Annotated in this window: 18 protein-coding genes; 13 read left to right on the top strand and 5 right to left on the bottom strand. The window is 57.6% G+C overall.

Annotated features, from left to right (window positions below; translation table 11 throughout):
* The first annotated feature begins 2 nt into the window (after positions 1-2).
* Positions 3-1,259: an MFS transporter gene (locus CVV68_RS16300; RefSeq protein WP_110502062.1), complete on the top strand. Its 1,257-nt coding sequence runs from the start codon at positions 3-5 to the stop codon at positions 1,257-1,259.
* A 216-nt stretch (positions 1,260-1,475) separates the two neighbouring features.
* Here CVV68_RS16300 and CVV68_RS16295 read toward each other — a convergent pair whose 3' ends face one another.
* Positions 1,476-2,177 (bottom strand): TetR/AcrR family transcriptional regulator, encoded by a 702-nt coding sequence (locus tag CVV68_RS16295; protein ID WP_110502061.1) that lies wholly within the window; start codon positions 2,175-2,177, stop codon positions 1,476-1,478.
* Positions 2,178-2,298: 121 nt separating this feature from the next.
* Here CVV68_RS16295 and CVV68_RS16290 point away from each other — a divergent pair, with 121 nt between their 5' ends.
* Positions 2,299-4,038: a CocE/NonD family hydrolase gene (locus CVV68_RS16290; protein ID WP_110502060.1), complete on the top strand. Its 1,740-nt coding sequence runs from the start codon at positions 2,299-2,301 to the stop codon at positions 4,036-4,038.
* Between the two features lie 279 nt (positions 4,039-4,317).
* On the top strand, positions 4,318-5,280 hold the full coding sequence (locus CVV68_RS16285) for a magnesium and cobalt transport protein CorA (RefSeq protein ID WP_245933591.1): 963 nt from the start codon (positions 4,318-4,320) through the stop codon (positions 5,278-5,280).
* A gap of 495 nt (positions 5,281-5,775) precedes the next feature.
* Here CVV68_RS16285 and CVV68_RS16280 read toward each other — a convergent pair whose 3' ends face one another.
* Positions 5,776-6,435 (bottom strand): TetR/AcrR family transcriptional regulator, encoded by a 660-nt coding sequence (locus CVV68_RS16280; protein ID WP_170133209.1) that lies wholly within the window; start codon positions 6,433-6,435, stop codon positions 5,776-5,778.
* A 25-nt stretch (positions 6,436-6,460) separates the two neighbouring features.
* Between CVV68_RS16280 and CVV68_RS16275 the strand changes: the two genes are divergently transcribed.
* Entirely contained in the window at positions 6,461-7,528 is a 1,068-nt protein-coding gene (locus CVV68_RS16275; RefSeq protein ID WP_170133208.1) for an ABC transporter permease, read from the top strand.
* Between the two features lie 68 nt (positions 7,529-7,596).
* On the opposite strand, the gene CVV68_RS23955 is transcribed toward CVV68_RS16275, so the two are convergent.
* The 3 genes from CVV68_RS23955 to CVV68_RS16260 all read right to left on the bottom strand — a co-directional run bounded on the left by CVV68_RS23955 (position 7,597) and on the right by CVV68_RS16260 (position 11,405).
* Complete coding sequence (locus CVV68_RS23955; protein ID WP_245933589.1) at positions 7,597-7,932, bottom strand: hypothetical protein; 336 nt, start codon at positions 7,930-7,932, stop codon at positions 7,597-7,599.
* A gap of 305 nt (positions 7,933-8,237) precedes the next feature.
* Positions 8,238-10,136 carry a glycoside hydrolase family 2 protein gene (locus CVV68_RS16265; protein ID WP_110502079.1) on the bottom strand — a complete coding sequence of 633 codons (1,899 nt, stop codon included), beginning with the start codon at positions 10,134-10,136 and terminating at the stop codon, positions 8,238-8,240.
* Between the two features lie 171 nt (positions 10,137-10,307).
* A complete protein-coding gene (locus CVV68_RS16260) occupies positions 10,308-11,405 on the bottom strand; it encodes a LacI family DNA-binding transcriptional regulator (RefSeq protein WP_170133207.1) in 1,098 nt (365 codons plus the stop codon).
* Positions 11,406-11,557: 152 nt separating this feature from the next.
* On the opposite strand from CVV68_RS16260, the gene CVV68_RS16255 reads away from it, so the two are divergent.
* The 9 genes from CVV68_RS16255 (at position 11,558) to CVV68_RS16210 (ending at position 25,201) form a co-directional block, all read left to right on the top strand.
* A complete protein-coding gene (locus CVV68_RS16255) occupies positions 11,558-12,949 on the top strand; it encodes an extracellular solute-binding protein (protein ID WP_211320877.1) in 1,392 nt (463 codons plus the stop codon).
* A gap of 167 nt (positions 12,950-13,116) precedes the next feature.
* Positions 13,117-13,884: a carbohydrate ABC transporter permease gene (locus CVV68_RS16250; RefSeq protein WP_245933588.1), complete on the top strand. Its 768-nt coding sequence runs from the start codon at positions 13,117-13,119 to the stop codon at positions 13,882-13,884.
* 2 nt (positions 13,885-13,886) lie between these two features.
* On the top strand, positions 13,887-14,795 hold the full coding sequence (locus CVV68_RS16245; RefSeq protein WP_211320876.1) for a carbohydrate ABC transporter permease: 909 nt from the start codon (positions 13,887-13,889) through the stop codon (positions 14,793-14,795).
* Positions 14,796-14,798: 3 nt separating this feature from the next.
* Complete coding sequence (locus tag CVV68_RS16240) at positions 14,799-15,722, top strand: aldose 1-epimerase family protein (protein WP_110502055.1); 924 nt, start codon at positions 14,799-14,801, stop codon at positions 15,720-15,722.
* A 264-nt stretch (positions 15,723-15,986) separates the two neighbouring features.
* Positions 15,987-17,243, top strand: a complete 1,257-nt coding sequence (locus tag CVV68_RS16235; protein ID WP_110502054.1) for an MFS transporter — start codon at positions 15,987-15,989, stop codon at positions 17,241-17,243.
* A gap of 2,562 nt (positions 17,244-19,805) precedes the next feature.
* A protein-coding gene (locus CVV68_RS16225; RefSeq protein WP_110502052.1) for an IS3 family transposase occupies positions 19,806-20,992 on the top strand; the annotation gives its coding sequence in 2 pieces (ribosomal slippage) (positions 19,806-20,085 and positions 20,085-20,992; 1,188 coding nt in all).
* Positions 20,993-21,016: 24 nt separating this feature from the next.
* The gene (locus CVV68_RS16220) at positions 21,017-22,087 is read left to right on the top strand and encodes an ATP-dependent nuclease (RefSeq protein ID WP_110502051.1); all 1,071 of its coding nucleotides are present in this window, start codon (positions 21,017-21,019) and stop codon (positions 22,085-22,087) included.
* 94 nt (positions 22,088-22,181) lie between these two features.
* Complete coding sequence (locus CVV68_RS16215) at positions 22,182-23,378, top strand: restriction endonuclease (protein WP_110502050.1); 1,197 nt, start codon at positions 22,182-22,184, stop codon at positions 23,376-23,378.
* A 161-nt stretch (positions 23,379-23,539) separates the two neighbouring features.
* On the top strand, positions 23,540-25,201 hold the full coding sequence (locus tag CVV68_RS16210; protein WP_211320875.1) for an RNA-binding domain-containing protein: 1,662 nt from the start codon (positions 23,540-23,542) through the stop codon (positions 25,199-25,201).
* The last annotated feature ends 757 nt before the right edge of the window (positions 25,202-25,958 follow it).

The raw sequence follows: 25,958 nt of genomic DNA, 5'->3' as shown, positions 1-25,958 counted from the left end.
TCATGACCTCTTTGACGACTTACGCCCAGCGACCAACCCGCGAGGCGGTGCGCGCCCGCGCGGGTGTGGCGATGCTATTCTTCACCAACGGCGCTATCTTCGCCAATCTTCTGCCGCGGTACCCTGAGATCAAGGCCGAGCTTCACCTCAGCAACGCTGCGTTCGGCGTCGCTGTAGCCGCGTTCCCGCTCGGTGCGCTTCTTGCCGGTTTGATGGCAGGGATGCTGGTGCGCAGGTTCCGCTCGGCCAGGGTGGCGATCGTTGCAACCGTGTTGACTGCGCTCGGAATCCTGTTTGCCGGGGTGGCGCCGGTCTGGATAGTGCTTGCCGGAGGCCTCTTCCTGGCCGGAGCGATGGATTCGATCACCGACGTCGCTCAAAACTCGCATGGGCTACGCGTGCAAAAACTCTATCAACGCTCGATCCTGAATTCCTTCCACGCGGTATGGAGTATCGGGGCTGTCTTGGGCGGAGTTCTCGGCGCGGTGGCCGCGCAATTCGCCGTGCCCGTGGCGGTGCAGCTGGGCGGTTCAGCTGCACTCTTTAGTCTCATGGCGGTTACCGCCAACCGGTTCTTGTTACACGGCGCAGAGCCCGCCACCGTCGAGCCCGCCTTGGTTTCTGGTGTCGCGTCATCCACCTCGAGACGTACGCCGGTATTGCTCGTCAGGTACGGGGTTCTTGCTGCTCTCGTGGTGATTGCCGCGTCGGCTTCCATTGTGGAGGACGCGGGAAGCTCCTGGTCGGCGATCTACCTGTCGGGTTCTTTAGAGGCTTCGGCGTTCGTTGCCGGGGTAGGCTTCATTGCCCTCCAGGGGATGCAGTTCGTCGGGCGAATCTGTGGCGACAGGCTCGTTGACCGTTTTGGCCAACGTGTTGTGGCACGCGCAGGTGGGTTGGTCGTCTTCATCGGGATGGGTGTTGCTCTGGCCATCCCTACAATCCTTGGCACGGTGGTTGGTTTCGGTCTCGCCGGTCTCGGTGTTGCGACCCTCATCCCGGCGGCAATGCACGCTGCCGACGAACTGCCAGGATTCCGACCCGGCACGGGACTCACCATCGTCAGCTGGCTGTTGCGGGTCGGTTTTCTTCTCTCACCCCTGATCGTCGGCGCTTTAGCCGATGCGTCCTCCCTCCGTTTTGGCCTGCTTGTGGTTCCCGTCGCGGGCTTGCTCGTCATGGTGTTCTCCGCCGTGCTCTCCGGCAAAGCGAGAGTATCCGCCGACAACCAGCCCGCAGACCCGCCGGCCGTGGGCTAACTCTCACTATTGCGCGCTAATTGGATTAATCCCGCCGTGACGACTGCCTGGCCGGTGGCATCTCTTGTATCCCCTGGATACTGTGACAGGGCGAGATTTTCTGGCTAGCAACCCATCGAGGGACGCGACAAGGCTACGTCCATCGCATTACTTTATTTTGAACTTGGGCATGGGCAGCCGATAGCGGCGGAAGCATCCAAGGAATGATGCCACTGTTTAAATTGCGGCTGCGTCGTTCGTGTCCGGAACCGTCCGGATTAGGGATGCAGCACGTCCAGGATCGGCGTGCGGGGTGCCGGTGGTCTGCCCTTGGGCGAGGATTTTTTGGATTGCCGGGCCAACGACGCGGATGAGCGTCTCGGCGTCGGCTTCGGCCAGGAGGGGAACGCCGATGATGCGGCGGCTGGTAACGAGACCTACGAGCATCGCCGAGGCGAGGCCAGCCCGTAGGGCACTTTCGGCGTCATCCCCGATACGGTCTTTTGTTCCGCAGACCAGTCTGGACTGGATGAAGTCCGCGAGCTGTGTGCTTGCGGCGTTGTTGACGATGGCTCCGCGCAGCATGGCCATCAATGGCTCTGACTCTTCGGCGGATCCCTCCCATGCCTGAAGGTAGGCGCGGACTACACGTTCTCCGAGGCGTTCGTCGGGGCCCTCGAAGGCTGTGTCAAAGAGGGCAATGACCGTCGGGGGAATAGACATGACGGCGGCGAAAAGCGCTTCCTTTGAACCGAAAAATTGCATGACTTGGGATGGGTCCACGGCGGCATCTGAGGCGATGCTTCGAATAGTTGTCTCCGTGAATCCTTCGGTGGCAAATCGTCTTCGGGCCACTTCAAGGACGGCGTTCCGGGTGCTCCCGCTACCCGGGGGGCGTCCCCGCCGTCGTCCGGGGGAAGTCGGTTCCTGCTTAGTCATGACACCAATCTATCTCAAGAAAAAAACTATATAAACACTTGTTGATTTAATCGCGTGTTCGTCTTACGCTGGGGTCGGCACAAAGATTCGTGTCCCGAACTAGTGATTTGAGGAGCTCACCATGAGCGCTGACCAGAAAATGTTCGTCCCGTCCCAGCCACTTCCTCCCGAGCGCACAGGTTTGCTGACAGCCTATGATCCCGGTACCCGCACTCTGGCTGCTGGGTACCAGGTTGCTCCGCAGTTCCGCCCCCTGCCGGTGGATATTGTGTTTGAGAAGGATCTGCCGGTGACGTTGCGGGACGGCGTGACGATTCATGTTGACGTGTTCCGGCCCGTCGGTGAGGAGAAAGTTCCAGTCATTGTTGCTTGGAGCCCTTACGGCAAGGGGCAGGGCACCTCGGCTAGTGTCATGGGCGTCTTTGGGCTTGTTGGGCTAGACAATGATGTGGTGTCCGGTTTGGAGAAGTTTGAGGCCCCGGATCCGGGCTACTGGTGCGCTCAGGGTTACGCCATCGCCAATCCGGACATTAGGGGAGTGGTGGATTCCGAGGGTGACAGCGTGCTGTGGGACCGGCAGGAGGGGCGCGATTGCTATGATTTGATTGAGTGGCTGTCTGAGCAGGAGTGGTGCTCCGGCAGGGTTGGCATGAGCGGGACCTCGTACCTGGCGGTGTCGCAGTGGTTTACTGCGGCGGAGCAGCCTCCCCACCTTGCAGCGATCAATCCTTGGGAGGGTGTCAGCGATGTCTATCGTGATTTGGTGTTGCGGGGCGGCATGCCGGACACCGGCTTTGCCGCGACGCTGCAGAACGGGAGCTTCTGGGGTAAGAACCAAAAGGAGGACATCCTTGCGGAAGCAGAAGCCTTCCCATTAATGACCGAGCTGTGGAAGAACAAAATTCCGGACTTCGACCGGATCACGGTCCCCGCCTATGTCGTGGCCAGCTACTCAAACACCCTCCATACCGCCGGCACGTTCCGTGCCTGGCGCCGGATGGCGTCGGAGCAAAAATGGCTCCGCATCCACAACAGCCAGGAATGGCCCGACTACTACGACCCGGAAAACGTTGAGGACCTGCGCCGCTTCTTTGACCACTTCCTCAAGGGTGCCGACAATGGGTGGGAGCAGACACCGCCGGTGCGGTACTCGTTGCTCGACCTCTCCGGTGGTGACCAGGTCGCTGTGGCCGCCGAGACGTTCCCTCCCTCGAATGTCACCTCAACCAAGTACTTCCTCGACGGCCGCACCCGGGCCATGAACCCAACCCGACCCGAACAGGAGACAGCGGCGACCTATGCTGTTGAGGCCAATCCGGACCTAGCATCTTTCGTGACCCGATTCGACCGAGGAGCCGTACTCGTGGGCTACCCGAAAGCACATCTGTGGGTCGAAGCTCGGGGCGCTGACGACATGGACCTGTTCGTCCTTGTTCAAAAGTTGGATAAGTTTGGTACGCCGTTGCAGCAGTTCACCGCTCTCAACCAAAGTGCCATGATTCACGACGTGACTGAGCGCGGCGGTTCTATCCTGCGCTATAAAGGTTCGGACGGCCGGATTCGCGTCTCTCTGAGGCACCTGGATGAAGAACTGTCGACGCCAGATATCCCGGCGCATAGTTTCGATCGCGTCGAGAAGCTTAGGCCGGAGCAGATCGTGGATGTCGAGATCGATCTGCTTCCGATTGGGCTAGTCTTCTACCCGGGGGAGCAACTCCGCTTTGTCGTCAGCAGTCGCAGCCTGCTGGGACCGATGATGCCCGGGGCGCGGGAATATGCACCCGCGAACAGTGGGGTGCACGTAATCCACACCGGTGGAGACCACGCGTCTTATCTGCAGCTACCCATCAAAGACAACTGAAGTACCGGGCTAGGCTATTTGCATGACATGGGAAGCTGGTTCGCGCGCCACGCAGCAGGAAGTGCGGACCTGCTTCCCGCACCGGGGCGATTCGCCACCATTGAATGCCTGAACAAAGGAAGACCCGTGCCGCAGCGTTACAGTGACGAGTCCACACGGCGCCGAGGCGCACTATTCCAGCGACGCTCAAGTCCAGGGCAGCCGCACATCGGGGCTTCTTCGTGCCGTACCCGCTACATCATCGACGGGCATCTCCGGCCCACACCCGAGAACGTCTCCGTGGTCGAGGCGCTCCACTTCGCCGAAGCTGAGCCAGGGCGGATGGCCTTGAGTCTCTTCCCCGCGCCAACCCCACAAGACGTTGATGAGCTCGCCGCAGCTTGGGAACTACATCCGTTGCTCGTGGAAGACTTACAGCACGCAGGCCAGCGTCCGAAGCTGGAACGTTATGGCGACGTGCTCTTCATGGTCGTGCGTTCCGCACTATACGACAACGCTGCCGAGGACGTCGATTTTTCCGAGTTTCATGTCTTGGTACGGCCCCACGCGATAGTGGTCCTTTGCCAAGACAAAAGGTGGATCGACGGGACCAGTGAGGCGTCCATGTCAGGCAATGCGTCCGATCTAGCTGTCCGCAATGGCCACACTCTCCTGGACGACGAATATCTTCTGAACCTGGGCCCCGAAGCAGTCGCCTACCGGCTTCTGGACGCGATCGTTGACGGATACGCACCGGTACTCCGTGGCTTGGCCATCGACAAGGAACAAATTGAGCGCCAGGTCTTCAGCGGTGACGCTGCCGTCGCCGAACGCATCTACCGGCTGAGTCAGGAAGTCATTGACCTGCAACACACAACCACCTCGATGGCAGACGTTTTGGTCGGACTTCGCCAGGGATTTGACCGCTACGAAGTACCAGAGCCCCTGCAGGCGTATCTTCAAGACGTCGCGGACCATCTTACCCACGCCAGTACGCGTGTATCCGAACTCCGTGACGCCCTCTCACAGATCCTTAGCGTGAACTCAACGCTGGTTGCCCAGCGGCAGAACGAGGACATGAAAAAAATCTCCGGCTGGGCAGCGATCCTCTTCGCGCCCACTCTGATCGGTGCCATATACGGCATGAACTTCGATGTCATGCCTGAGCTGCACTGGACCCTCGGATATCCCTTGGCTGTGGGTGCGATGATCGCACTGGCGGTCGGGTTGTACATTGTCTTCAAAACCAAAAAGTGGATGTAGTGGAATGCTGGTGAGGCCTCCTAATCGGAACGAATGTACCCCAACAATCACGCATAATCAGAGGCTTTTGCCTACCCTTTTTGTGAGTGTCACTTTTAGGTGAGGTGCTGCCGAGGTCGCAAGGATTTGGCCAACTATTGAGCTGACAAGTCATTCGGAGTCCATTTGGCCCAAGAAGTCCTGAGGTGAGTGGGTTAGTCCCGTAGTGGATGTAAGGGAATCAGGCTAGCGCAAGAGGAACATACGTGTGGCGCCCTCTACGTTTTCTGCAATATTTCGCAATCGCGCGGGATATAGTGCCGCCAAAGGGTGGGTCGTCAGTTTTCTGGGCTCAAGAAGCAGCCTGTGTTTTGGGCCATCCTAGGCCCAACCTTCGTACTGCCCGCGCCATGAAAATAGCGCCGCGAGAGTTGGGCAACGATCTACTGAGCCGCAGCTGTCGGCTTGCCGCGCGGCAAATTGATGCGTCTCAATTTCTAACCTGAGTGTGGGTCTTCAGGGTGCGATCATGCTGAGGCCGGAGAGGTATTCCTCCGCATTGAAATCGGTGACGATTGCGGATTGGACTAAGAAGCCCTGGCAGGTGCCCAGCAATACTGCGGAGTGCTTCCCCGCGCGCTCGGAGGCTTCAGTGGGTGGAAGTCCGCGTGTCTGCGTGTACCAGCGGGTGAGGTAGTTGGCGAAGAGTGTTTTGATCTCGGTCAGTGTTTCGGCGACGATGGGGCGCAAGTCCGGATCAGTCACTGCTTCGGCCCAGACTTGCAGGAGCAGCCCGTCAGTGACTATGTCCTGACGGATGTTCCGGAGGAACGCGGTGAGGAACTCATGAGGTTCTGGTATCGGATTGCTCGAGCTTAGAGCGTCGATCCTGAGTAGGAGACGGTTTAAGACGCCATGAACGGAAACGTCGATGAGGTCGTCTTTGTTCTTGAAGTTCCCGTAGATCGCCCCGGCGGAGAGCCCGGACTCAGCAATGATGTCCGCCATTGAAGTCCCTTGGAATCCTTTGCGTCCAAAGCACCTCAACGCTGCCGCCGCGATTTCCCCACGACGCTCTTCACGGTAGCTCTCTGTTACCCTCGGCACACATCCCCCTAAAAAGAATGATCGTTCTTGACAAGATCTTCTACTAAGTTCATCATAAAGAACAAACATTCTTTTTACTAGTTGGGACTGATCTATGTCTATCGTTACTGCGGCTAAGCCGCACACCAAGTGGTCACGTGTGGCCATTATCGCCATCGCAGCCGCAGCCATCGTCGCGGTGGTCCTCCTCGCCTTCACCTGGGCCGGTGTAGGGTCCACGGCCAAGAACATCCCCTTAGCTGTCACCGGTCCTATTGCACAGGTCCAGGCACTGGAAAAAGCACTGGAGGAGAACTCTTCCGGGACCTTCACGATCACCGAAGTGGCCGATAAGGACCAGGCAACGGCACTAATCCGCACTCGGGACGTTTATGGTGCAGTGATACTTGGCGCCCCAGCCGAAGTCCTCACAGCCTCCGCCAACGGCACAGCCGTGAGCCAGATCTTGACCGGAGTCGCTCAGCAACTCCAACTCCAGATCAGCCAGAACACAGTCGCTGCTGGTCAACCGGTGACGGCGGCACCCAAAGTGATCGTAACCGACGTCGTACCCCTGGCGGATACTGATGCCAAAGGCACCGGGATGACCTTGGCCGCTTTCCCGCTGGCGTTTGGTGGAATGATCGGCGGCATCCTGATATCACTAGTGGTGGTTGGGAACCGGCGTCGAATCGGGGCATTGGCGCTCTACTCCATCCTCTCTGGCGGAATCATTGTCCTAGTGATGCAAGGACTCTATGGCGTTTTTCAGGGCAACATTGCGCTCAACATTGCGGCAGTGGCCCTGTCATTGCTGGGGACCAGCTCGTTCATTGTGGGCCTGAACGCCTTGATCGGGATGGCTGGGATTCCGATCGGCGCCGTGCTAACCATGTTGATCGCCAACCCAATCTCTTCCGCCACCGCACCCATTCAATTTCTGCCCGGGCCCTTCGGCGTCATAGGCCAATTCTTCGTACCCGGTGCCTCCACAACCTTGTTGCGAGACCTGTCCTACTTCCCGGACACTAATACCCTTTTGCCATGGCTGGTCCTGACAGGGTGGACTCTCGCCGGGGTGATATTCACCCTCATAGGACACTTCAGGAACCAAGAAGTCGTCCACATCGAGAACTCCCTCGACACCGAAACCACATCAGCGATGGCAACAGCGACCCTCTAGCCACCAGCAAGCCCAGGGCTGCCGATACCCACCGGGAGATCCGAATCAGAAGTCCGATCTCGGGTTGCTTAAGTGGTAAGCATCCAGACAAGGGCTGCTGCGTTGACCATAGCCGTAAGTGCGGGCCCTACAGTCTTCAGGCGATCGGAGATACGAGCTCCGATGACAGCATCGAGGCCCTGAACAAGAATCATGGCCAAAGCGGCGGCGGCCACGAACGGGATCGAAGAACTCAACAGCCCGACAATGGCCACGAGGACGAGAGCCAGACTTCTCGCCAGAGCATACATCGACGGAACGCGTGACTGTTCGGTTGCTGACCGAAAACCCGCTACCGCATATCCTCCGCTCACGAGTGAACTGATCACGGTCACAACGGCACAAACCCAGAAGGCGATTGACATCTCACCACTTTATGCCAGGAACAGTCTTCGGCTGACATAGCGTCCCGCATGCGCCGGTCGCTTGGGAGCAGTCCGACGCCGCAGGTAGCCCAGTCTAAAACACGGCCTGTGTTCATGAGCCGATTGATGTGGACCGGCTTGGCCATCACCGGCCCGGTTCCTGATGCCGGGCACGGCTGCCAGGCCGGAGAGTAGTGGGGTCGTGCAGGCGTTGGCGAACGCGTCGCCCACGACCCAGTTTTTGTTGGTCGTGGGCGAATGTGTTCCTTCGGCACACATCAACCTCGGTAGGTAGTCTTTGGGGGCTATTTGATCCGGCTGGCATCCAGCAACTCAATAGCGGCCGGCCGCGCCTGCACCGAACGCAACCGTTCGACGTCGAGCTTGGTGCTCCTGTCGAAGTTGAACAGACCGTTCTTCTCCTGAAAAACGTCCGTTAGCTGTGTGTAGCAGTAGCCAAACATGTTCGGATCATCCAACAAGACATCGCAGAGTCCCTTGAACCTGGTATGGAATTGGTCAACAGTGGCTACGCGTTCGCCGTATCCCCACGATTCCGCCAAGTCTGCGCCAGCCTCATACACTCCAGAATGCAGGTCATCTTCCCGATCACCGTATGAAATTGCTGCCGCCTCATTCTGCGCTGCTTGCGCGGCTTCCTCCTCATTCCACCAAATGCCGCCAAACTCGGAGACAAAGAAGGGCTGCCCGGCGTAGGGAATGGAGATGGTTTCCTTCTGGAAGCTGAGGTTCAAGTACGGCCTGTCATCAGCTAACCCCGCCTGCTCCAGCCGGAACTTTTCCGGATTCTGTTCGTAAGAGTGGGAATCGTAGATGTCCGATTGGCGAACCCTGTGCGCGTAACCTGAAGCATCAATGACCGGGCGAGTCGGATCAGCCAGTTTCGTGGCCAGATACATGGCGTGCGTGACGTCATCCAAGACAGTGATGCGGTCATGGAGCGCCTGGTGGGTCTCGTTCAACGGGCACCAGCCAATGATGGACGGGTGGTTGAAATCCCGTTGCAAAGCCTCCAACCATTGCGCCACAAAACTGGAGCTCGGGGCCTGATTGTGGCCTACCGTTCCAGCGCCAGAGACACCCCAGTCGCCAAATTCGCCCCAGACCAAATACCCCATGCGGTCTGCATGGTAGAGGAATCGCTCCTCGAATACCTTCTCATGCAGGCGTGCGCCATTGAATCCGGCGGACATGGACAGCTCAATGTCCTTAACCAAAGCTGCGTCATCCGGTGATGTCATCAGCGAATCAGGCCAGTAGCCCTGGTCCAGAATCAGCCTCTGGAAAACAGCCCTACCGTTGATACGGACGGTTTTTCCATCCAGTGCCACCGATCGAACGGCGGCATAGCTTTGGACATGGTCCACCACGGCCCCGTCCCGGTCCAGGATGTTCACGTCAAGATCATAAAGATACGGATCTTCAACCGACCAAGGGCGCAAACTATCCGCCGGAATGGCCAGATGAACCGACGGTGCCAGGTCAAGGTCCGCCGCCGAGAGCGCCGTGAGTTCAAAGCCGTCCTCGCCACCGAGCACCACCTGCACTACATGACCAGCCCGGTTTTGGCTCAGCGGAACTTCTACTGTGAGGCTTGAAGTGGCCAAGTTAGGGCTCATGCGCAGACGCCGAACATGAACTTCGGGTACTGCTTCCATCCACACCGTCTGCCAAATTCCCGTGGTACGTGTGTACTGGCAGTGAGTGTTGTTGTACCAGGTGGCCTGCTTGCCGCGAGCCTGCATCTCATGGCGAGAATCCCGGGCCCGGACCACAATGGTTGCCTCACTGCCAGCCTCGGCCACGCCGTGCAGATCGGCACTAAAGGGTGTGAAACCACCACGGTGACGCGCCACTTCGACGTCGTTGACCCACACGGTGGTGTCATGGTCAACGGCGCCAAAATGCAAAATGGCGCGCTGCCCAATCCACTTCTCCGGGATGGTTACCGTGCGCCGATACCAAACAGCCTCCATGAAGTCCACATGCTCGACGCCGGAAAGTTTCGTTTCCGGGGCAAAGGGCACCAAGATCTCTGAACTGAGCTCACGGTTGCGCAGCCCTCGCTCCAATCCCGAGTCCCCGGCGTCGATCTCAAATTCCCACATACCATTCAAGTTAACCCAGTTCTCACGGACTAGTTGCGGGCGGGGATGCTCGGGCTTGGGCAGTGCTGTGGCCAATGTGTTTTGGTCTGTCACGGTCTAGTCCTTCAAGGTTGAAACGAAATGATTAGTCCAGTGAACCGCATCATGAATCAATTTGCAACGTTAGAAACAAGTCTGGGACCAAAGGCCAGAGCGCAGCGAGATGGTGCAACACCGGCTGCAGTCAGGAATCCGCATTGCGCACCCCTAGAAACTAGATTCGCGAACTTTCAAGGTGTAGCCGATTTCCATCTCGACGTTCTCCAGCTTGCGGCCGTCCATGACGGTCAGTAGCTGCTCAAGGGAAGCCTCCGCCAAGGCCGCAATGTCCGGGGAGATGCTCGTGAGCGACGGGGCCCCAAACTCGGCCTCAGGAATATCGTCCCAGCCAACGATTGAAACATCTTGGGGGACCCGGATGCCACGGCGCCGAAATGCCCGCAGCACCCCTACCGAGAGAATGTCGCTGGCACAGACAACGGAGTCAAACGGCACTCCGGAATTGAGCAGACGCAGCGCCGCCATCTCACCTTCGTCGCGGGAATACCGCTGAACACCCATAACCAGGTGTTGATCGAAGGTGAGCTCATTTTCAAGCAGTCCCTCCTGAAAACCCTCCAATCGCAGACCTGCAACGCTCTCCCCGACATCTGGACGGTCACCCAGAAACGCCAGCCGCGTCCGACCACGCGAAGCTAGATGACTCACTAACTCCCGTGCCGAACGGTTGTTGTTAATGGCAACGTGTGGCAGTCCGGAGTCAAGGATGCGCTCACCCAGAAGCACCATGGGCGTTGGGTCTTGACGTGCCTTCACGGCTTCCGGCGAAACGTTTTGCGCGCTATAAATGATGCCGTCGATCAGCCGGTTCTGATAGCCCTCTAACACTCGCCCTTCCCTGGTGGGATCCTCTCCGTAGGCTTCGATCAACACCGTATAGCCTCGTGATTCGGCGCTGGTGATGACGTGTTCAGCAAGTTTCCCAAAGTAAGGCGAGGTAATTTCCGGGATCGCCAACACGATCGTCATCGAAGATCCCTGACGCAGTTGACGCCCGGCAAGGTTAGGCCGATACCCAAGTTCGGCAATTGCTGCCAATACCTTTTCGCGCATTGCAGGGCGTACATGGGGCCTGTCATTGACAACGTTGGAGACCGTTTTCCATGACACCCCTGCGAGGCTGGCGACTTCCTTGATCCCGACGCGCTTGGGCCGGATAGAAGTGGCTATGCCATCCATCCGGACGTCATGATCGGCCGATTCCTCTAAAACTAGCGGCTTTTGACCCGCTTCCACTGGCTCCATGATCTTCCACCCTCTGCTTGTATGGAATAAACGCTCCATTTATAGAATGCCCTTGACAAATACTATCGCCACAGTGGATTCTTTCTAACGTTAGAAGTTCACCAATGGCGTTGGGCGTGCGAAGCGGTCCCTACGCCGGGCAGGAATGATCCATGAAACACGAACTCCCCAGGGCTAGATATTCGTCGGAGCAGGCAACGAAGCGGCCCCTTGGCAGCCTTCTCGGCAGTATTTCCGACGCCACCTTCAGTCGCAGGTCGGTCTTTCGATCGTTTGCCGTCACGGCTGGTTTCTTCGCCCTCGGCGGTGGGCTCAGCGCATGCGGCGGAAGCGGGCATGCCGCTGAGGGACCCCTGCAAACCTGGGATCTGTTCTCCGGATCCGACGGCATCAGCATGCGTAGCATGATCGCCAATTTCAGTAATGAAAGCGCTGTCACTGTCCGGCCCGTCACGCTGGCGTGGGGTTCGCCGTATTACACCAAGCTGGCCATGGCTGCATCGAGCGGCAAAGCACCCGACACCGCTATCATGCACCTCTCACGCTTGGCAGGGTTTGCTCCAGGCGGGCTGTTGGAACCGTACGATCTGGAGTTGTTGGCAGAGTTTGGCGTGCGTGAGGACGACTTCGCTCCGGCGGTCTGGAAGAACTGCCACTATGAGGGTCAGCTGTTCGCGATCCCCCTGGACACTCACCCTTTCGTGGTTTTCTACAATAAGGACATTGCCGAGAAAGCAGGTGTGCTCGATGGCAGCGGCGCTATCAGTTCCATCACCTCCGCTGAAGACATGATTGAGGTTGGCCAGAAGCTTGCCAAGGTTACGGGCAAACAAGGAGTTTCCTTCGGTCATGTGCTGGACAGTGCACAGTCGTGGCGACTTTTTTGGGGTTTGTACGCCCAAACGGGCGGAGGCTACACCATGGAGGTGGGATCCCCCGCCGTCCTTGACACCGCGAAGGCAGCAGAGGTCTTGACGTTCCTGACACAAATGATGGACGGAAAGATTGCACTCAAGAACCAGACCTATGCTGGCGCAATTGCCGACTTCACCTCCGGAACCACCGGTCTGATCCTGTCCGGTGCTTGGGAGATGCCTGCCCTAAAGGACGCCATCCCCAACTTGGGCGCGATGCCGATGCCCACCATGTTCGGCACGCCGGCGAACTATTCCGATTCCCATTCCTACGTCTTACCCCGCCAGGTCAGCGATGATCCGCAACGCCGACGAACAGCGCACCAATTCGTTGCCGGCATCATCAAACAAGGCCAGAAGTGGGCTGAAGCTGGGCACATCCCGGCATACCTTCCGGTTCAGGAAACCCCCGATTATCAAAACCTGCACCCCCAGGTTGACTATGCTGCCGCCGGCACCACCCCGGTATTTGACCCTCCTGTATGGTTCAGCGGCGCTGGTACCGACTTCCAGAACCAGCTCTCACAAACCATCTCAGCTTGTTTCCAAGGCACACTGGATCCCCCAGCAGCTGTTGCCTCCATGCTGGAGATCATCAACAAGATGCTCTCTGCCCCGAACCCGTCCTGAACCCAGAGGTGAACACCGTGCTAACCGACTTGGCGCCCTCCGTTGCGCCCCCCATTACACAAAAAACACCGGCCAAGGTTCGCAAAGGATCGGGTTTCTGGTTCGTTGTACCGTTCCTGGTCGCTTTCGCCATGTTTTTGCTGTGGCCGATCGTGTCAGGGCTATGGATGAGCCTGACCAATCAGAGCCTGACAGGTTCCGGGGCTGGCTTCACCGGCCTGTCCAACTATGCCGAGGCACTGGCCGATCCAGCAGTCTGGCAGTCATTGTGGAACACAGCAGTCTTCACTATTGCCACAGCCGCACCGCTGGTCGTTTTATCCTTTGTCATGGCGTACCTGGTTTACGTGGGTCTGCCGGGACAATGGCTGTGGCGCATGAGCTTTTTCACTCCCTACCTTCTGCCTGTATCCGTCGTCACCGCATTGTGGCAGTGGATGTTCCAGCCCGGCTTTGGGCTCATCAACAGCATCCTGACACAGTTGGGTTTTGCCGAAATTGGCTTCCTCGACCAGCAGGGCGTTGCCATGTTCTCCATTGTCCTGGTAACCATTTGGTGGACCGTGGGTTTCAATTTCCTGCTCTACCTCTCAGCCCTGCAAAACATTCCCGACCACGTCTTTGAAGCGGCCCAGCTTGATGGCGCCGGACCCTGGCGCCGTCTGGTGTCCATCATTGTTCCCATGGTCAATAAGACCACCATCATGATCGTCATGTTGCAGATCCTAGCCTCGTTGAAGGTCTTCGAGCAGATCTACTTGCTGACCGCCGGCGGTCCACGCGGCAGCACCCGTTCGGTCCTGGAATACATTTACGACGTCGGATTCAGCGGGTACCGCTTGGGCTACGCCTCGGCCATCTCCTACCTCTTCTTCGCCCTGATCGTTGTTGTGGCCGTGGTCCAGCTGCGCATCATGAACCGGAAAGAACACTAGCCATGAGCACACAAACAAAAAATCGTACAAGCCGCGCCCCCAAAACGATGCGCGCCCAAAATCAGCGAACCAGCGCCCTGACAATCGGGACGAGCAAAGCATGGACGGGTGGAGCCATTACCGCCCTCATCGTTTTGGCGCTGATGTGGGTTATCCCCATTTTGTGGGGTGTGGCAACCTCATTGAAAACCGAGAAGGATGCTGCCGGGCCAGCCCTGTCGGTGCCGTCGCAGGGCTGGACCCTGGATGCGTACGTCCAGGTACTGACCCAAGGTGAAATTCCACGCTGGATGTTCAACAGCTTCTTCGTGGCAGTTTCCGTCACTATACTGACGGTGGCAATTTCAGCCCTAGCCGCCTACGGGTTCTCCCGCACGGAGTTCCGAGGCCGCAAGTGGCTGTTTGCCTTGACCATCGCTTCCATCATGGTGCCGGGCCAGATCCTCATTGTGCCCTTGTTTCAGCAGATGAACTCCATGCGATTGACTGATACCTTTGCCGGGATCATCCTGCCTCAAATTGTTGCGCCAATGATGGTATTCATCATGAAGAATTTCTTTGAAACGATCCCCCAGGAGCTTGAGGAGGCCGCCCGCATTGACGGGGCCGGCCGTATGCGGATCTTTATAACCATCATCGTGCCGTTGTCCCGGCCCATCCTGATGGCCGTGTCAATCTTTGTATTCATTGGTGCGTGGAACAACTTCCTGTGGCCGTTCATCGTCACCAACAACCCTGATCTGCTGACCCTGCCCGTGGGTCTGGCCACGGTCAAGAATGCCTACGGCGTCCAGTATGCCCAGTCAATGGCCAGCGCAATTCTGGCGGCACTGCCACTCATGGTCGTATTCGCTTTGTTCCAGCGTCAGATCGTCAAGGGTTTTGCCACCTCAGGCATGGGCGGACAATAAAACGTGAACGAACACTTCAGCATCTCGGGTCAACAAATCAACCTTCGTCACGGCAGTTACTCGGCAGTCATTGCCAGTGTCGGTGCCTCTTTGCGGTCATTGACGTGCAATGGCCGTAACCTGGTGGTCCCTTTCGACGCAGACCAGTTGCGCCCCCTGTACCGGGGCGCAACATTGGCGCCTTGGCCCAATCGTATTGTTCACGGCAGGTATTCCTTCGCAGGCACAGAGCATCAGCTGCCTATCAACGAGACGGCCCGTGGCCATGCCCTTCATGGGCTGGTCGGATGGCACAACTGGAACGTTGAATCTCAGCGCGAGTCGACCACCACCTTGTCCACCGCCGTCGTGCCTCAAGAGGGTTATCCGTTCCACGTAGCTCTGGTTCTGGTGCTTGTCCTAGACGCCGAAGGCCTGCACTCCACGTTGACGGCAAGTAATCTTGGCGCGCAACCGGCCCCGTACGGTTGCGCACCACATCCTTATCTCACCGCCGGTGTTGGAATGCTCGATGACTGGCAGTTGCTGCTGCCGGCCGCTACCGTACTCGAAGTCACTCCCGACACGCTGGTCCCCACGCACACCACTTCGGTGGACGCGCATCCGCAGTTCGATTTTCGTCAATCCCGCAAGATCGGAGACGTGGCGATCGATCACGCTTTCACGGATCTGCTTCGAACGGACGACGGCGTAGCCCAAGTCCGGCTTGAGGGCCCCGACGGCTGTGGCACAGTCATGAGCTGGGGTACTAGCTGCCCCTGGGTCCAAATTCACACAGCAGATCGTCCCGAGGCGCAAAACCACCGCATCGGGCTGGCTGTGGAACCCATGACCTGCCCTCCGGATGCGTTCAACTCCCACCAAGACCTCATCGTTTTGCCTGCCGGGGAAAGCCACAGTGCTCGGTGGACTATCCGGTCCCTGTAGCGCGATGTGTGGGGGTGCCAAGCCCGTCAATAGCCCGCGCTTTCGCCAGAATTACTTCCCTCGGAATGGTGTAATCTCTGACACTGAACAGCCATGAAATCACAGTACTGGTAGCGTCGCGGTGAACGTTCAAGCAAGCGCACTGCTCGCTCAAATCCGTACGTGCGCTTTAGGGCGTTCTCGTACACATGACTGCTTCTTGCGAACCATGCATAGCTGGCGATATCTACTTTTCAAGAAAGATCCCTCTGTCTGATGATTTCTATGACGCCTTCCCTCCAGCGACCAACCCGCGAGGCGGTGCGCGCCCGCGCGGGTGTGGCGATGCTATTCTTCACCAACGGCGCTATCTTCGCCAATCTTCTGCCGCGGTACCCTGAGATCAAGGCCGAGCTTCACCTCAGCAACGCTGCGTTCGGCGTCGCTGTAGCCGCGTTCCCGCTCGGTGCGCTTCTTGCCGGTTTGATGGCAGGGATGCTGGTGCGCAGGTTCCGCTCGGCCAGGGTGGCGATCGTTGCAACCGTGTTGACTGCGCTCGGAATCCTGTTTGCCGGGGTGGCGCCGGTCTGGATAGTGCTTGCCGGAGGCCTCTTCCTGGCCGGAGCGATGGATTCGATCACCGACGTCGCTCAAAACTCGCATGGGCTACGCGTGCAAAAACTCTATCAACGCTCGATCCTGAATTCCTTCCACGCGGTATGGAGTATCGGGGCTGTCTTGGGCGGAGTTCTCGGCGCGGTGGCCGCGCAATTCGCCGTGCCCGTGGCGGTGCAGCTGGGCGGTTCAGCTGCACTCTTTAGTCTCATGGCGGTTACCGCCAACCGGTTCTTGTTACACGGCGCAGAGCCCGCCACCGTCGAGCCCGCCTTGGTTTCTGGTGTCGCGTCATCCACCTCGAGACGTACGCCGGTATTGCTCGTCAGGTACGGGGTTCTTGCTGCTCTCGTGGTGATTGCCGCGTCGGCTTCCATTGTGGAGGACGCGGGAAGCTCCTGGTCGGCGATCTACCTGTCGGGTTCTTTAGAGGCTTCGGCGTTCGTTGCCGGGGTAGGCTTCATTGCCCTCCAGGGGATGCAGTTCGTCGGGCGAATCTGTGGCGACAGGCTCGTTGACCGTTTTGGCCAACGTGTTGTGGCACGCGCAGGTGGGTTGGTCGTCTTCATCGGGATGGGTGTTGCTCTGGCCATCCCTACAATCCTTGGCACGGTGGTTGGTTTCGGTCTCGCCGGTCTCGGTGTTGCGACCCTCATCCCGGCGGCAATGCACGCTGCCGACGAACTGCCAGGATTCCGACCCGGCACGGGACTCACCATCGTCAGCTGGCTGTTGCGGGTCGGTTTTCTTCTCTCACCCCTGATCGTCGGCGCTTTAGCCGATGCGTCCTCCCTCCGTTTTGGCCTGCTTGTGGTTCCCGTCGCGGGCTTGCTCGTCATGGTGTTCTCCGCCGTGCTCTCCGGCAAAGCGAGAGTATCCGCCGACAACCAGCCCGCAGACCCGCCGGCCGTGAGTCGTACTTTATAGGGATGCAACGAATGCAAAGGTGGCGTTAGCGGCGACGAGGATTCTCAGCTCGATGCGCTGTCTGACGGTTACTGAATGTCGCCAAGGAGCACCAAATGTCAAAACAACGTTACGAGAATCTGTGGTCGCGGACCAACTCGCACCAACTCGCACGACTCCGCGACAACTAGAGCACTGGCGCCGCAGAGCCCCTTTGGCCGGTGAGACCTCTCGTATCCTCTGGATCCTGTGACAGCGCGAGCTTTTCTGGCTGGCAATCCATCGCATTACTCGCCAAACTACGGTCCATCACATCACTTTATTTCAAATTGGTGCATAGGCAGCTCGACGGGGCTGAGCTTGACTACCCATACACCGGGTCATGTGAATGTCGATGTTTGCCGACAATGCTGGCCGCTCGCTGGCATTAGCTAGCTGTGAGTTCTGATTTTCGGACGGTGGAAATAGTCCGCTACCAACTGGGTGGGATCCGACCGACTCATTATTTACTCATTAAATTGGGTGACAACTGCCGCCTCGTCAGTACCATCCATTGTTATGCGTTCGCCGCACTACCAAATGCCAAGAACGGCTTTTGACAAGTTGAATAGGACGTTAGAGGCGACAGCGGGGGTCATGGGTTCGAATCCCATAGGAGGCCCATTGGTGGTCGGTAGTTGTCGGCACTGATCAAAGATCTTGGAATTGCGGGGATTTTTGGCCGTTTTAGGGTGTGTTTCAACGCGGTGGGTGTCTTGTAACGCAACCCTCGTCGGTCCGAATCCCTGAGTTGCGCGGCCTTAGCAAGCGGCCGGCGGGCATCCAAGATGCGCGGATTAACAGGGAATCGGGTGGTGCAGGTCGCTGCTCAATGCCAGCGGTGTCCTTCCGGACGGCGCCCAGACGGTGGTCCCCTTCGAATACAAAGGTCATCGGTTCGAATGGGAAATACGGTCGGTGGTGGTGACGCTGACCTGCGGCTTTGCTGTTGGGAGTCGCCCTAAGAGGCGCCAAACCAACTTAAGTCATTAGAAACTCATTAAATTTATCCCCAGACTGTTAACTTTGGCGCTCGGTGGCGGCTTCCTGTGATTGTTCGGTGTCGCACGTTGGGGTTCCATTCCGCCACCTTCTGTCCCAGGGCTGAGCGGAGACCTGCAGGTTGCCCCAGTGATTTCCGAAGTCGCCTGCCGATCTCTCCTATGCCCGTAAGGCCAACCCTCTGGGTGAAAGGTATGTGTATGCGCCAACGTCACTTTGTCTGGGGAGGCATTCCGTTGCGACTTGAGGATCAGGCAACGAGTGCTTCTGCCGCCAAGTCGGCGTTACCAGGAGTGGCTCTACAAGCTCCTGTCGTGGAAGATATCAATGCGAAGCTCTTGAATGACATACACGGCAGCAACAACGCATGATCTTTTTGGGGGGAACTGATGGAAACAACCGCGGCATGGCTGATGACGGTGGGCGGTCTTGGGATATTGATGAGCTTTTTGCTCGGAGTTATTGAGCTGGCTACACTCGGCGCCATTCGCCCACCGAAACGACAGACCTTTACATACATTCGACTGGCTGCGGCGCAGTATCAGACGGTTGTGCTGCCCACGTTGGGGCGCTCATTTCAGGTCTGTTTGTCAGTCTTGCAGCGTCCTTCTTCTATGGAAGCTTCACTGGACAACAAGATTCCTGGCATCAGTGGGCCGGGCTCGTCTCATTCTCAGTTGGGACTATCCTCGCGGTGGCAACTCTGTGGTCCGTTATCAAGGGTGTAGGCGATCCTGTGGAGTTGGCACGCGACCCGTTCTCCATTCGTGCAGCTGCTGATGAGAGTGCCGCAGCACCTCGGCGTGGGGGACTTGATCCCCAGATCCTGACACAACAACTCGACGCATGGGAAGCAGGCACTTCTGGCCACTCCATGAACCTCTCCGTGAAGGGCACTTCCAGCCGACTGGATGAGAGCCTCGCTCAAGCGGCACAAGCACATAGGTTTTGGATATCCGCTTTCTGCGCCCTGCGGGTCTACTACGCCGCATTCCTCCGATTCCCCTTCAGATTCGGATGGCCCTTCCTTGGTTTCGCTCTACTTGTGGCAGGAAGCGTGTGGTACGGGATTGGTCCTGCTGGGCTCAATTTCGCCACTTCGTGGAGGCCATGGATAGTGGTGGGCCGGTTCGCCATAGTTGGCGCGGTCGCGACCTTGTTCTACTGCGCAACAAGAGGCAACCGTGCCCGATTGTGGCACCGCATCAACCTTCTCGCCCTCAAGGACGCACGAAACGCGATAGTCCAAGCAACGATCGCCCAGGCCTCAGTCGCAGATGAGAACGCGCTTATGCAGCGGGTTCTTGCAAAAGCAGACAAGTTTCTCCAACAAGACGACGCTGCGTCTGGCAAGGCTGACCGTACGGTTCTGCGTCTCGGGATGTTCCGCGTATCAAAAGTCGATCATTCGAGACGCGCCTAGATGTGAGGTGTGTCAAGGATCTGGGACAGTTGGTTAGTTTTTTCTGGGTTAGGGTCTGATCAAGGTTTAGTTGACATCTGACTTGTGAGTTTTGGCTTGCAAGTGAAAGGATGTTTAACATGCCTAAAGCTTTTCCTGAAGAGTTCCGCCGTGACGTGGTCGCGGTGGCCCGCAAGGGCGAATCGACCATTGTCCAGATCGCGAAGGACTTCGGTATTTCTCCGGCCGCTTTGCATCGGTGGTTGAAGATCGCCGACGTCCAAGACGGGGTGGTTCCCGGGGTGACGAAGGAAGAATCTGCTGAGCTGCGCGAGGCGAAGAAACGCATCCGTTTGCTCGAGCAGGAAGCGGAGGTGATGCGCCGGGCGGTCGCCTACCTTTCCCGTGACGTCAACCCAAAATGATGTACCCGCTGGTCCTTGAACTAGCCGCTCCCCAGGCCCCTGTACGGGTTCCTGTCGCGGTGACCTGCCGGGTGCTGGGATTCTCCCGCCAAGCCTTCTACCAATGGTGTGCGAACCCTGTCAGTGACCGGGACTGGGAAGAAGCGCACCTAGTCAACGCCGCCCTAGATGTCCATGCAGAAGAGCCGACGTTCGGGTACCGGCTGATCCATGACGAACTCGTCCACGAACAAGGCCTCGTGGCCTCTGAGACCCGTGTGGGGCGGTTGTGCAGCGAGAACAGGATCCTTTCTGTCATCCACCGCCGGCGAGGTACTGGGAAGAAGGCTGGCCCTCCCGTTCATGACGATCATGTTAAGCGGGACTTCACGGCCACAGCACCGAATCGGTTGTGGCTGACCGATATCACCGAGCACCACACCGGTACTGGCAAGCTCTACTTATGCGCGGTCAAGGATGTGTACTCCAACAGGATTGTCGGCTACTCCATCGATTCTCGGATGAAAGCCTCCCTGGCCGTTAACGCCTTGCAGGCCGCGATCACTCAACGCGCCCCGCAAGGAACCCTGATACACAGCGATCGGGGATCTCAATTCCGGTCCAAGAAGTACGTCCGTCTGATCAGCTCAGCTGGCCTGCGGGGCTCCATGGGACGGGTCGGTGCATGTGCAGATAATGCCGCGATGGAAAGTTTCTTCTCGCTGCTGCAAAAGAACGTGCTGAACCAAAAACGGTGGGAAACCCGCGAAGAACTACGCCTGGCCATCGTCGTCTGGATCGAGAAAACCTACCACCGCCGACGCCGCCAACGACGACTCGGCAAACTAACACCCATCGAGTTTGAGACAATAAACAAGACCACTCAACCGGTCCCCGAAATATCAACCCAAACTGTCAACTAAAACCCGGGCAGACCCCTCCTGGAGTTGCAGAACCCGTCGACCGATCGTCTCGAAGACAAAGATGTCTTTCTGAAAGTGCAAGACTTCGTCCGAGCGGTCATGGACGACCACACCATCACAATAGATGTACCCCATGATCTGTCCACGATCCACGTCACACAGGGTGGACATACCCTGCCCATTGAGAATATGGGGACGGGCGTTCACGAAGTCGTGATCATCGCTGCAGCAGCGACCGTCACACAGAACTCAATTTTGTGTGTCGAGGAACCTGAAGTGCATCTGCACCCAATCCTGCAGCGCAAACTAGTCCGGTACCTTGAATCGGAGACAACAAATCAGTACTTTATCGCTACCCACTCTGCTCACATGCTCGACTCGGAGATCGGGAGCATTTTTCACGTAACCCGTGAGGATGGTGTTTCAAACGTTCGGTTTGCCGGGGCTGCGAGTGAAAGAGCTGCAGTCTGTGCTGACATGGGATATCGTCCGTCCGATCTCGTGCAGACGAATGCCATCCTATGGGTCGAGGGACCATCTGATCGTATCTACCTCAAACATTGGATCGAGAAGCTTGCGCCTGGCAGATTTGTAGAGGGGACTCACTACTCGGTGATGTTCTACGGCGGGTCTTTGCTCAGCGCACTATCGCCGCTTGACGTACATGAGGTTGATGAGTTTATCTCGCTTCGTAGCCTTAACCGATACATGATGGTCTTAATTGACTCTGACAGGAAAACCAGCCGTGCCGGGCTCAATGGCAGCAAGCAGCGGGTAATTGACGACCTTAGGAAAGATCCGTCGACGGGACTGGCATGGGTAACCGCCGGTTACACGATTGAGAACTATGTCCCGGAACAAGTGCTCACCAGGGCCATATCCGCTGCCCATCCTTCTACCAAAAAGCGCACCTTGACTGCCCAGGAACGGTGGTCTAACCCCTTGGCCGCCGACCGGCTCGAAATTCAACAACCAAGTAAGGTCGCGATCTCAAAAGTCGCGATTGAGAATTGGGGAAACGATTGGCCACTCGACCTGAAGAAACAAGTGCAGAAAGTCATTTTGCTTATCGAGTCAGCAAACAGCCATACATGAGCCACACTCGAGGAAAAAGTGGCTTGCGAATTGGATAGTAGTGCCGGCCAAATCTCGCCTGAGCAAATTTCGGGTTCTGTGGCAAGCTTGTGCCATGGAACTGGACGAGCTGTTAACTATCTTCGACAAGGTAGCCGTAAACCTGAAGAAGCTGGAGCAGGTCTGGGATCGGGCGAGTCCACTCCTACCTGAGGGGCCAGCACGGGGGTCGACCCCCGAGTATCAGAATCTTGTACGGACATGGGATGCCCTGCTTCCAGGGCTTGCTCAGATCGACGGCTGGACGATCACCGAAGAATTGCCTGACATGGACGCTCTCGGACAGATGTTCCTCGACTACGCGGAAATACAGGAGCCTGCTCATGGGGCTTATGCCATTCGTGACAAGCCAGGGGACGACCTTGGTGAGTATCGTTTTCGTTTGGATCAGGCACGGCGGCGTGCCATCGCGGCGCGTCTCCAGGAACTGACGGAACAAATCACGGGCCTTCTCAGAGGGATCACGGCTGTGCTTCCGACGAAGGATGAATTCTTCGAGCAACAGGGGAAACGGAACAAGCTCGACACCTTAGAAACCCAAAGGGTGGAGGACGTGCTCGGTGAAATTGAACGACTTCTGGGCGACACAGTCGAACGCAAGGGGCGTTGGGGCGATCTGCACCGCCACCTACGCTTCGGCGAGGTCAATGATTGGCACGATATCAATGAGTCTGACTGGCCGTCAGTTAGTGTGGATATTGAAGCGGCCCATTTCGGAGAAACAGACCCGATCCCGGTCCCCGAGGTCGACCTTGGGGTGGCTGGCCGTGCACGTCCAGCAGGTGGAGCAACTACGGCCTTGAACTGGTCTGCTTTGGACCCTGATCAGTTTGAACGTTTGCTTTTCGACATACTTCGGAGCCTAGACGGCTACCAGAACGTTGACTGGCTTATGAAGACCAACGCAGCTGACCGCGGACGCGATATCTCATTGGAGAGAGTTGTCCAAGATGCAGCGGGTGCAACGAGGACCGAGCGCGTTATTGTGCAGGCGAAACACTACACATCCAAATCCGTTGGGCCGGGCGACGTGCAGGACTCTTTATCAAGACTTAGTATGTGGGAACCTCCTGTCATTCGGTTCCTGATCATTGCGACGAGCAGCCGCTTTACTGCTGATGCCGTCCGTATTGTTGACCAGCACAACGACCTGGGCAAGCAGCCGCAGATCGAGATGTGGCCAGACAACCGAATGGAAGTTTTGTTGTCTCAACAACCTACACTTGCGATCACACATGGCCTTCGATCATGAGGCCCCGGACTGACCTGGCCGATTGAGCGTGAGAAGATTGATTGCCGTGGGATGTTCAATGGGGATGATGGCGCATTGGTCGCATCTTTCGCCGGATCCCGACGTCGTGTGGTCCATCGCGGAACAGATTTGAACGAATTTTCATCCACTGACACGGAGCTATGAACAATCTGATGAATGACGCAGATCTGAAGGAACTGCTCGACTCTCTCCTTGCCGCTGGCGAGAGTGAGGTAGTGGAGTTCAAGCGCGCGGGCGGCAATTATGATACTGACAAGATAGGCGAGTACTTCTCGGCCCTCGCGAACGAAGCTAATCTACGCAGTGTCGACGCAGCCTGGTTGGTGTTTGGTGTTGACGACAGGACCCGCAAGGTCGTCGGCACCGACTACCGAGAGGACCCCGCACGCCTTGACAGTCTGAAGCTTCAGATCAACCAGAACACGGACCCGCGAGTCTCGTTTCGTCAGATCCACGTGCTCAGTCACGTCGCCGGGCGAGTGGTCCTCTTCGAAATTCCGCCGGCCCCACGTGGCTTCCCCATTGCGTGGAAGGGCGACTATCGGGCCCGGGCGGGGGAGAGCCTGACCCCTCTAGGGCTGGCCAAGCAGGACGAGATTCGCAACCAGACGATGGCCACCGACTGGACCGCCGAGATTATCTCCGGGGCCACTCGGGATCATTTGGATCCTGCGGCCCTGGCCCGGGCCCGACAGGGGTTCGCGGAACGGAACCCGAGGCTGGCAGATCAGATCATCAGCTGGGACGATGCCACCTTCCTAGCCAAGGCCCGGCTCACCCTCGACGGGCATATCACGCGAGCCACGTTGCTGCTCCTCGGACGCCATGATGCGGCACACCTACTCAGCCCCCACATGGCGGAAATGACCTGGAAACTTACTGGTGAAGAATCGGCGTACGAGCACTTCGCAACGCCGTTCTTGCTGACCGGGACACTGCTGCTACAGCGTATCCGCAACTTACAGATCCGCTTCAACCCGCCGAATGAGTTGATTTACCGCGAGATCGAGAAATACAACGAGTCCGGCCTGCACGAGGCGCTGTATAACTGCATTGCGCACCAAGACTACCGACAGTATTCCCGGGTGATTGTCACTGAATACGTAGACCGGGTCGAATTTATCAGTGTCGGTGAATTCTACGACCAATCCCCGGAAGCCTACATGCTCCGCGAAAGGGTGCCGCGCCGCTACCGAAACCCATTCCTCGTGGCCGCAATGACAGAGCTGAACCTTATTGACCATATGGGCAACGGTATTCATCGAATCGTCGACCAGCAGCGCAAGCGTTTCCTCCCGCTACCCGACTATGAGCTGGGGGTGCCTGGCGAGGTCAAGCTGACGGTCTACGGCGCGGCTATTGACGAGGCGTATTCCAAACTCCTCATGGCCCGTGAAGATCTGCCACTGGAAGATGTGCTCGCGCTTGACCGCGTACAAAAGCACCTTCCAATCAGTGCTGAGGCTACAGCTCGTTTGCGAAAGGCGAAGCTCATTGAAGGCCGTAAGCCCCACTTGCGAGTAGCCGCAGCAGTTGCAGACGCTGCTGGGACCCGCGCGGAGTACATCCGCACCCGTGGCCAAGATGACACGTTTTACATTAAGCAGGTCCGAGACTATTTGGAGAAGTTCGGAGCGGCGAGCCGTGCAGAAATCGACGGTCTGTTAGCGTCCCAGCTGAGCGCGGCCTTGGATGACGGGCAAAAGCGTAACAAGGTAGGAAACTTACTGGGGAAGATGCGCGATGCGGGAACGATCCGCAACGAAGGCACCCGCGCCCGGCCGAGATGGGTGCTTTCGTAAATGTCTACCGAAACCTGGCATCTATCCAAGGATTTACGAAAGGCATCCCAAATTATTGGGCGCACGCGGCTCCAAGGGCGGTATTCACCGTATTTGTTCGCATAGTAGATCCCACCAAAACTACGAAAGAAAGCACGCTGTCGGATACAGTTTCAGTTCGAGGTTCAGTATTGCCAGACCGATGCCGTGGATGTGGTTGTGGAAGTCTTCGCTGGCCAGCCCCTGGGATGGTATTTCATACCAAAACGACCGACGGTGTGATGACGGGCCATGGATAACGCCATGGATACAACCGACTCATTAGAAACGCATTAAATTGAGCGACAAGTGCCGACTCTTCAGTATCATGCATTGTCATGCGCTTGCCGCAACAATGAAGGCCAAGAGAAGACTTTGGTATGTCAAGATTGCGAATCGCGTCGACAGCGGGGGTCATGGGTTCGAATCCCATAGGAGGCCCATTGGTGGTCGGTAGTTGTCGGAACTGCTCAAAGATCCTGGAATTGCGGGGATTTTTGGCCGTTTTAGGGTGTGTTTCAACGCGGTGGGTGTCTTAGAACGGAACCCTCGTCGGTCCGAATCCCTGAGTTGCACGGCCTTCGCAAACGGCCGGCGGGCATCCAAGATGCGCGGAATAACAGGGAATTGGGCGGTGCAGGTCGCTGCTCAATGCCAGCGGTGTCCTTCCGGACGGCGCCCAGACGGTTGTCCCCTTCGAATACAACGGTCGTCGGTTGGAAATGGTCATTAGCGTGGG

Source organism: Arthrobacter livingstonensis (genome assembly GCF_003219815.1).
Classification (GTDB): domain Bacteria; phylum Actinomycetota; class Actinomycetes; order Actinomycetales; family Micrococcaceae; genus Specibacter; species Specibacter livingstonensis.
Note: the sequence above shows the minus strand (reverse complement) of the source record. Positions and strands in the feature narration are given on the sequence as shown.

What these genes read in the sequence shown, in the direction of transcription:
- CVV68_RS16280 (WP_170133209.1), bottom strand. Translation starts at nt 6,435, where the DNA reads ATGTTTGTTCTTTATGATGAACTTAGTAGAAGATCTTGTCAAGAACGA.
- CVV68_RS16250 (WP_245933588.1), top strand. Translation starts at nt 13,117, where the DNA reads ATGAGCCTGACCAATCAGAGCCTGACAGGTTCCGGGGCTGGCTTCACC.
- CVV68_RS16210 (WP_211320875.1), top strand. Translation starts at nt 23,540, where the DNA reads ATGAACAATCTGATGAATGACGCAGATCTGAAGGAACTGCTCGACTCT.
- CVV68_RS23955 (WP_245933589.1), bottom strand. Translation starts at nt 7,932, where the DNA reads ATGTCAATCGCCTTCTGGGTTTGTGCCGTTGTGACCGTGATCAGTTCA.
- CVV68_RS16260 (WP_170133207.1), bottom strand. Translation starts at nt 11,405, where the DNA reads ATGGAGCCAGTGGAAGCGGGTCAAAAGCCGCTAGTTTTAGAGGAATCG.
- CVV68_RS16290 (WP_110502060.1), top strand. Translation starts at nt 2,299, where the DNA reads ATGAGCGCTGACCAGAAAATGTTCGTCCCGTCCCAGCCACTTCCTCCC.
- CVV68_RS16215 (WP_110502050.1), top strand. Translation starts at nt 22,182, where the DNA reads ATGGAACTGGACGAGCTGTTAACTATCTTCGACAAGGTAGCCGTAAAC.
- CVV68_RS16245 (WP_211320876.1), top strand. Translation starts at nt 13,887, where the DNA reads ATGAGCACACAAACAAAAAATCGTACAAGCCGCGCCCCCAAAACGATG.
- CVV68_RS16300 (WP_110502062.1), top strand. Translation starts at nt 3, where the DNA reads ATGACCTCTTTGACGACTTACGCCCAGCGACCAACCCGCGAGGCGGTG.
- CVV68_RS16275 (WP_170133208.1), top strand. Translation starts at nt 6,461, where the DNA reads ATGTCTATCGTTACTGCGGCTAAGCCGCACACCAAGTGGTCACGTGTG.
- CVV68_RS16295 (WP_110502061.1), bottom strand. Translation starts at nt 2,177, where the DNA reads ATGACTAAGCAGGAACCGACTTCCCCCGGACGACGGCGGGGACGCCCC.
- CVV68_RS16255 (WP_211320877.1), top strand. Translation starts at nt 11,558, where the DNA reads ATGAAACACGAACTCCCCAGGGCTAGATATTCGTCGGAGCAGGCAACG.
- CVV68_RS16235 (WP_110502054.1), top strand. Translation starts at nt 15,987, where the DNA reads ATGACGCCTTCCCTCCAGCGACCAACCCGCGAGGCGGTGCGCGCCCGC.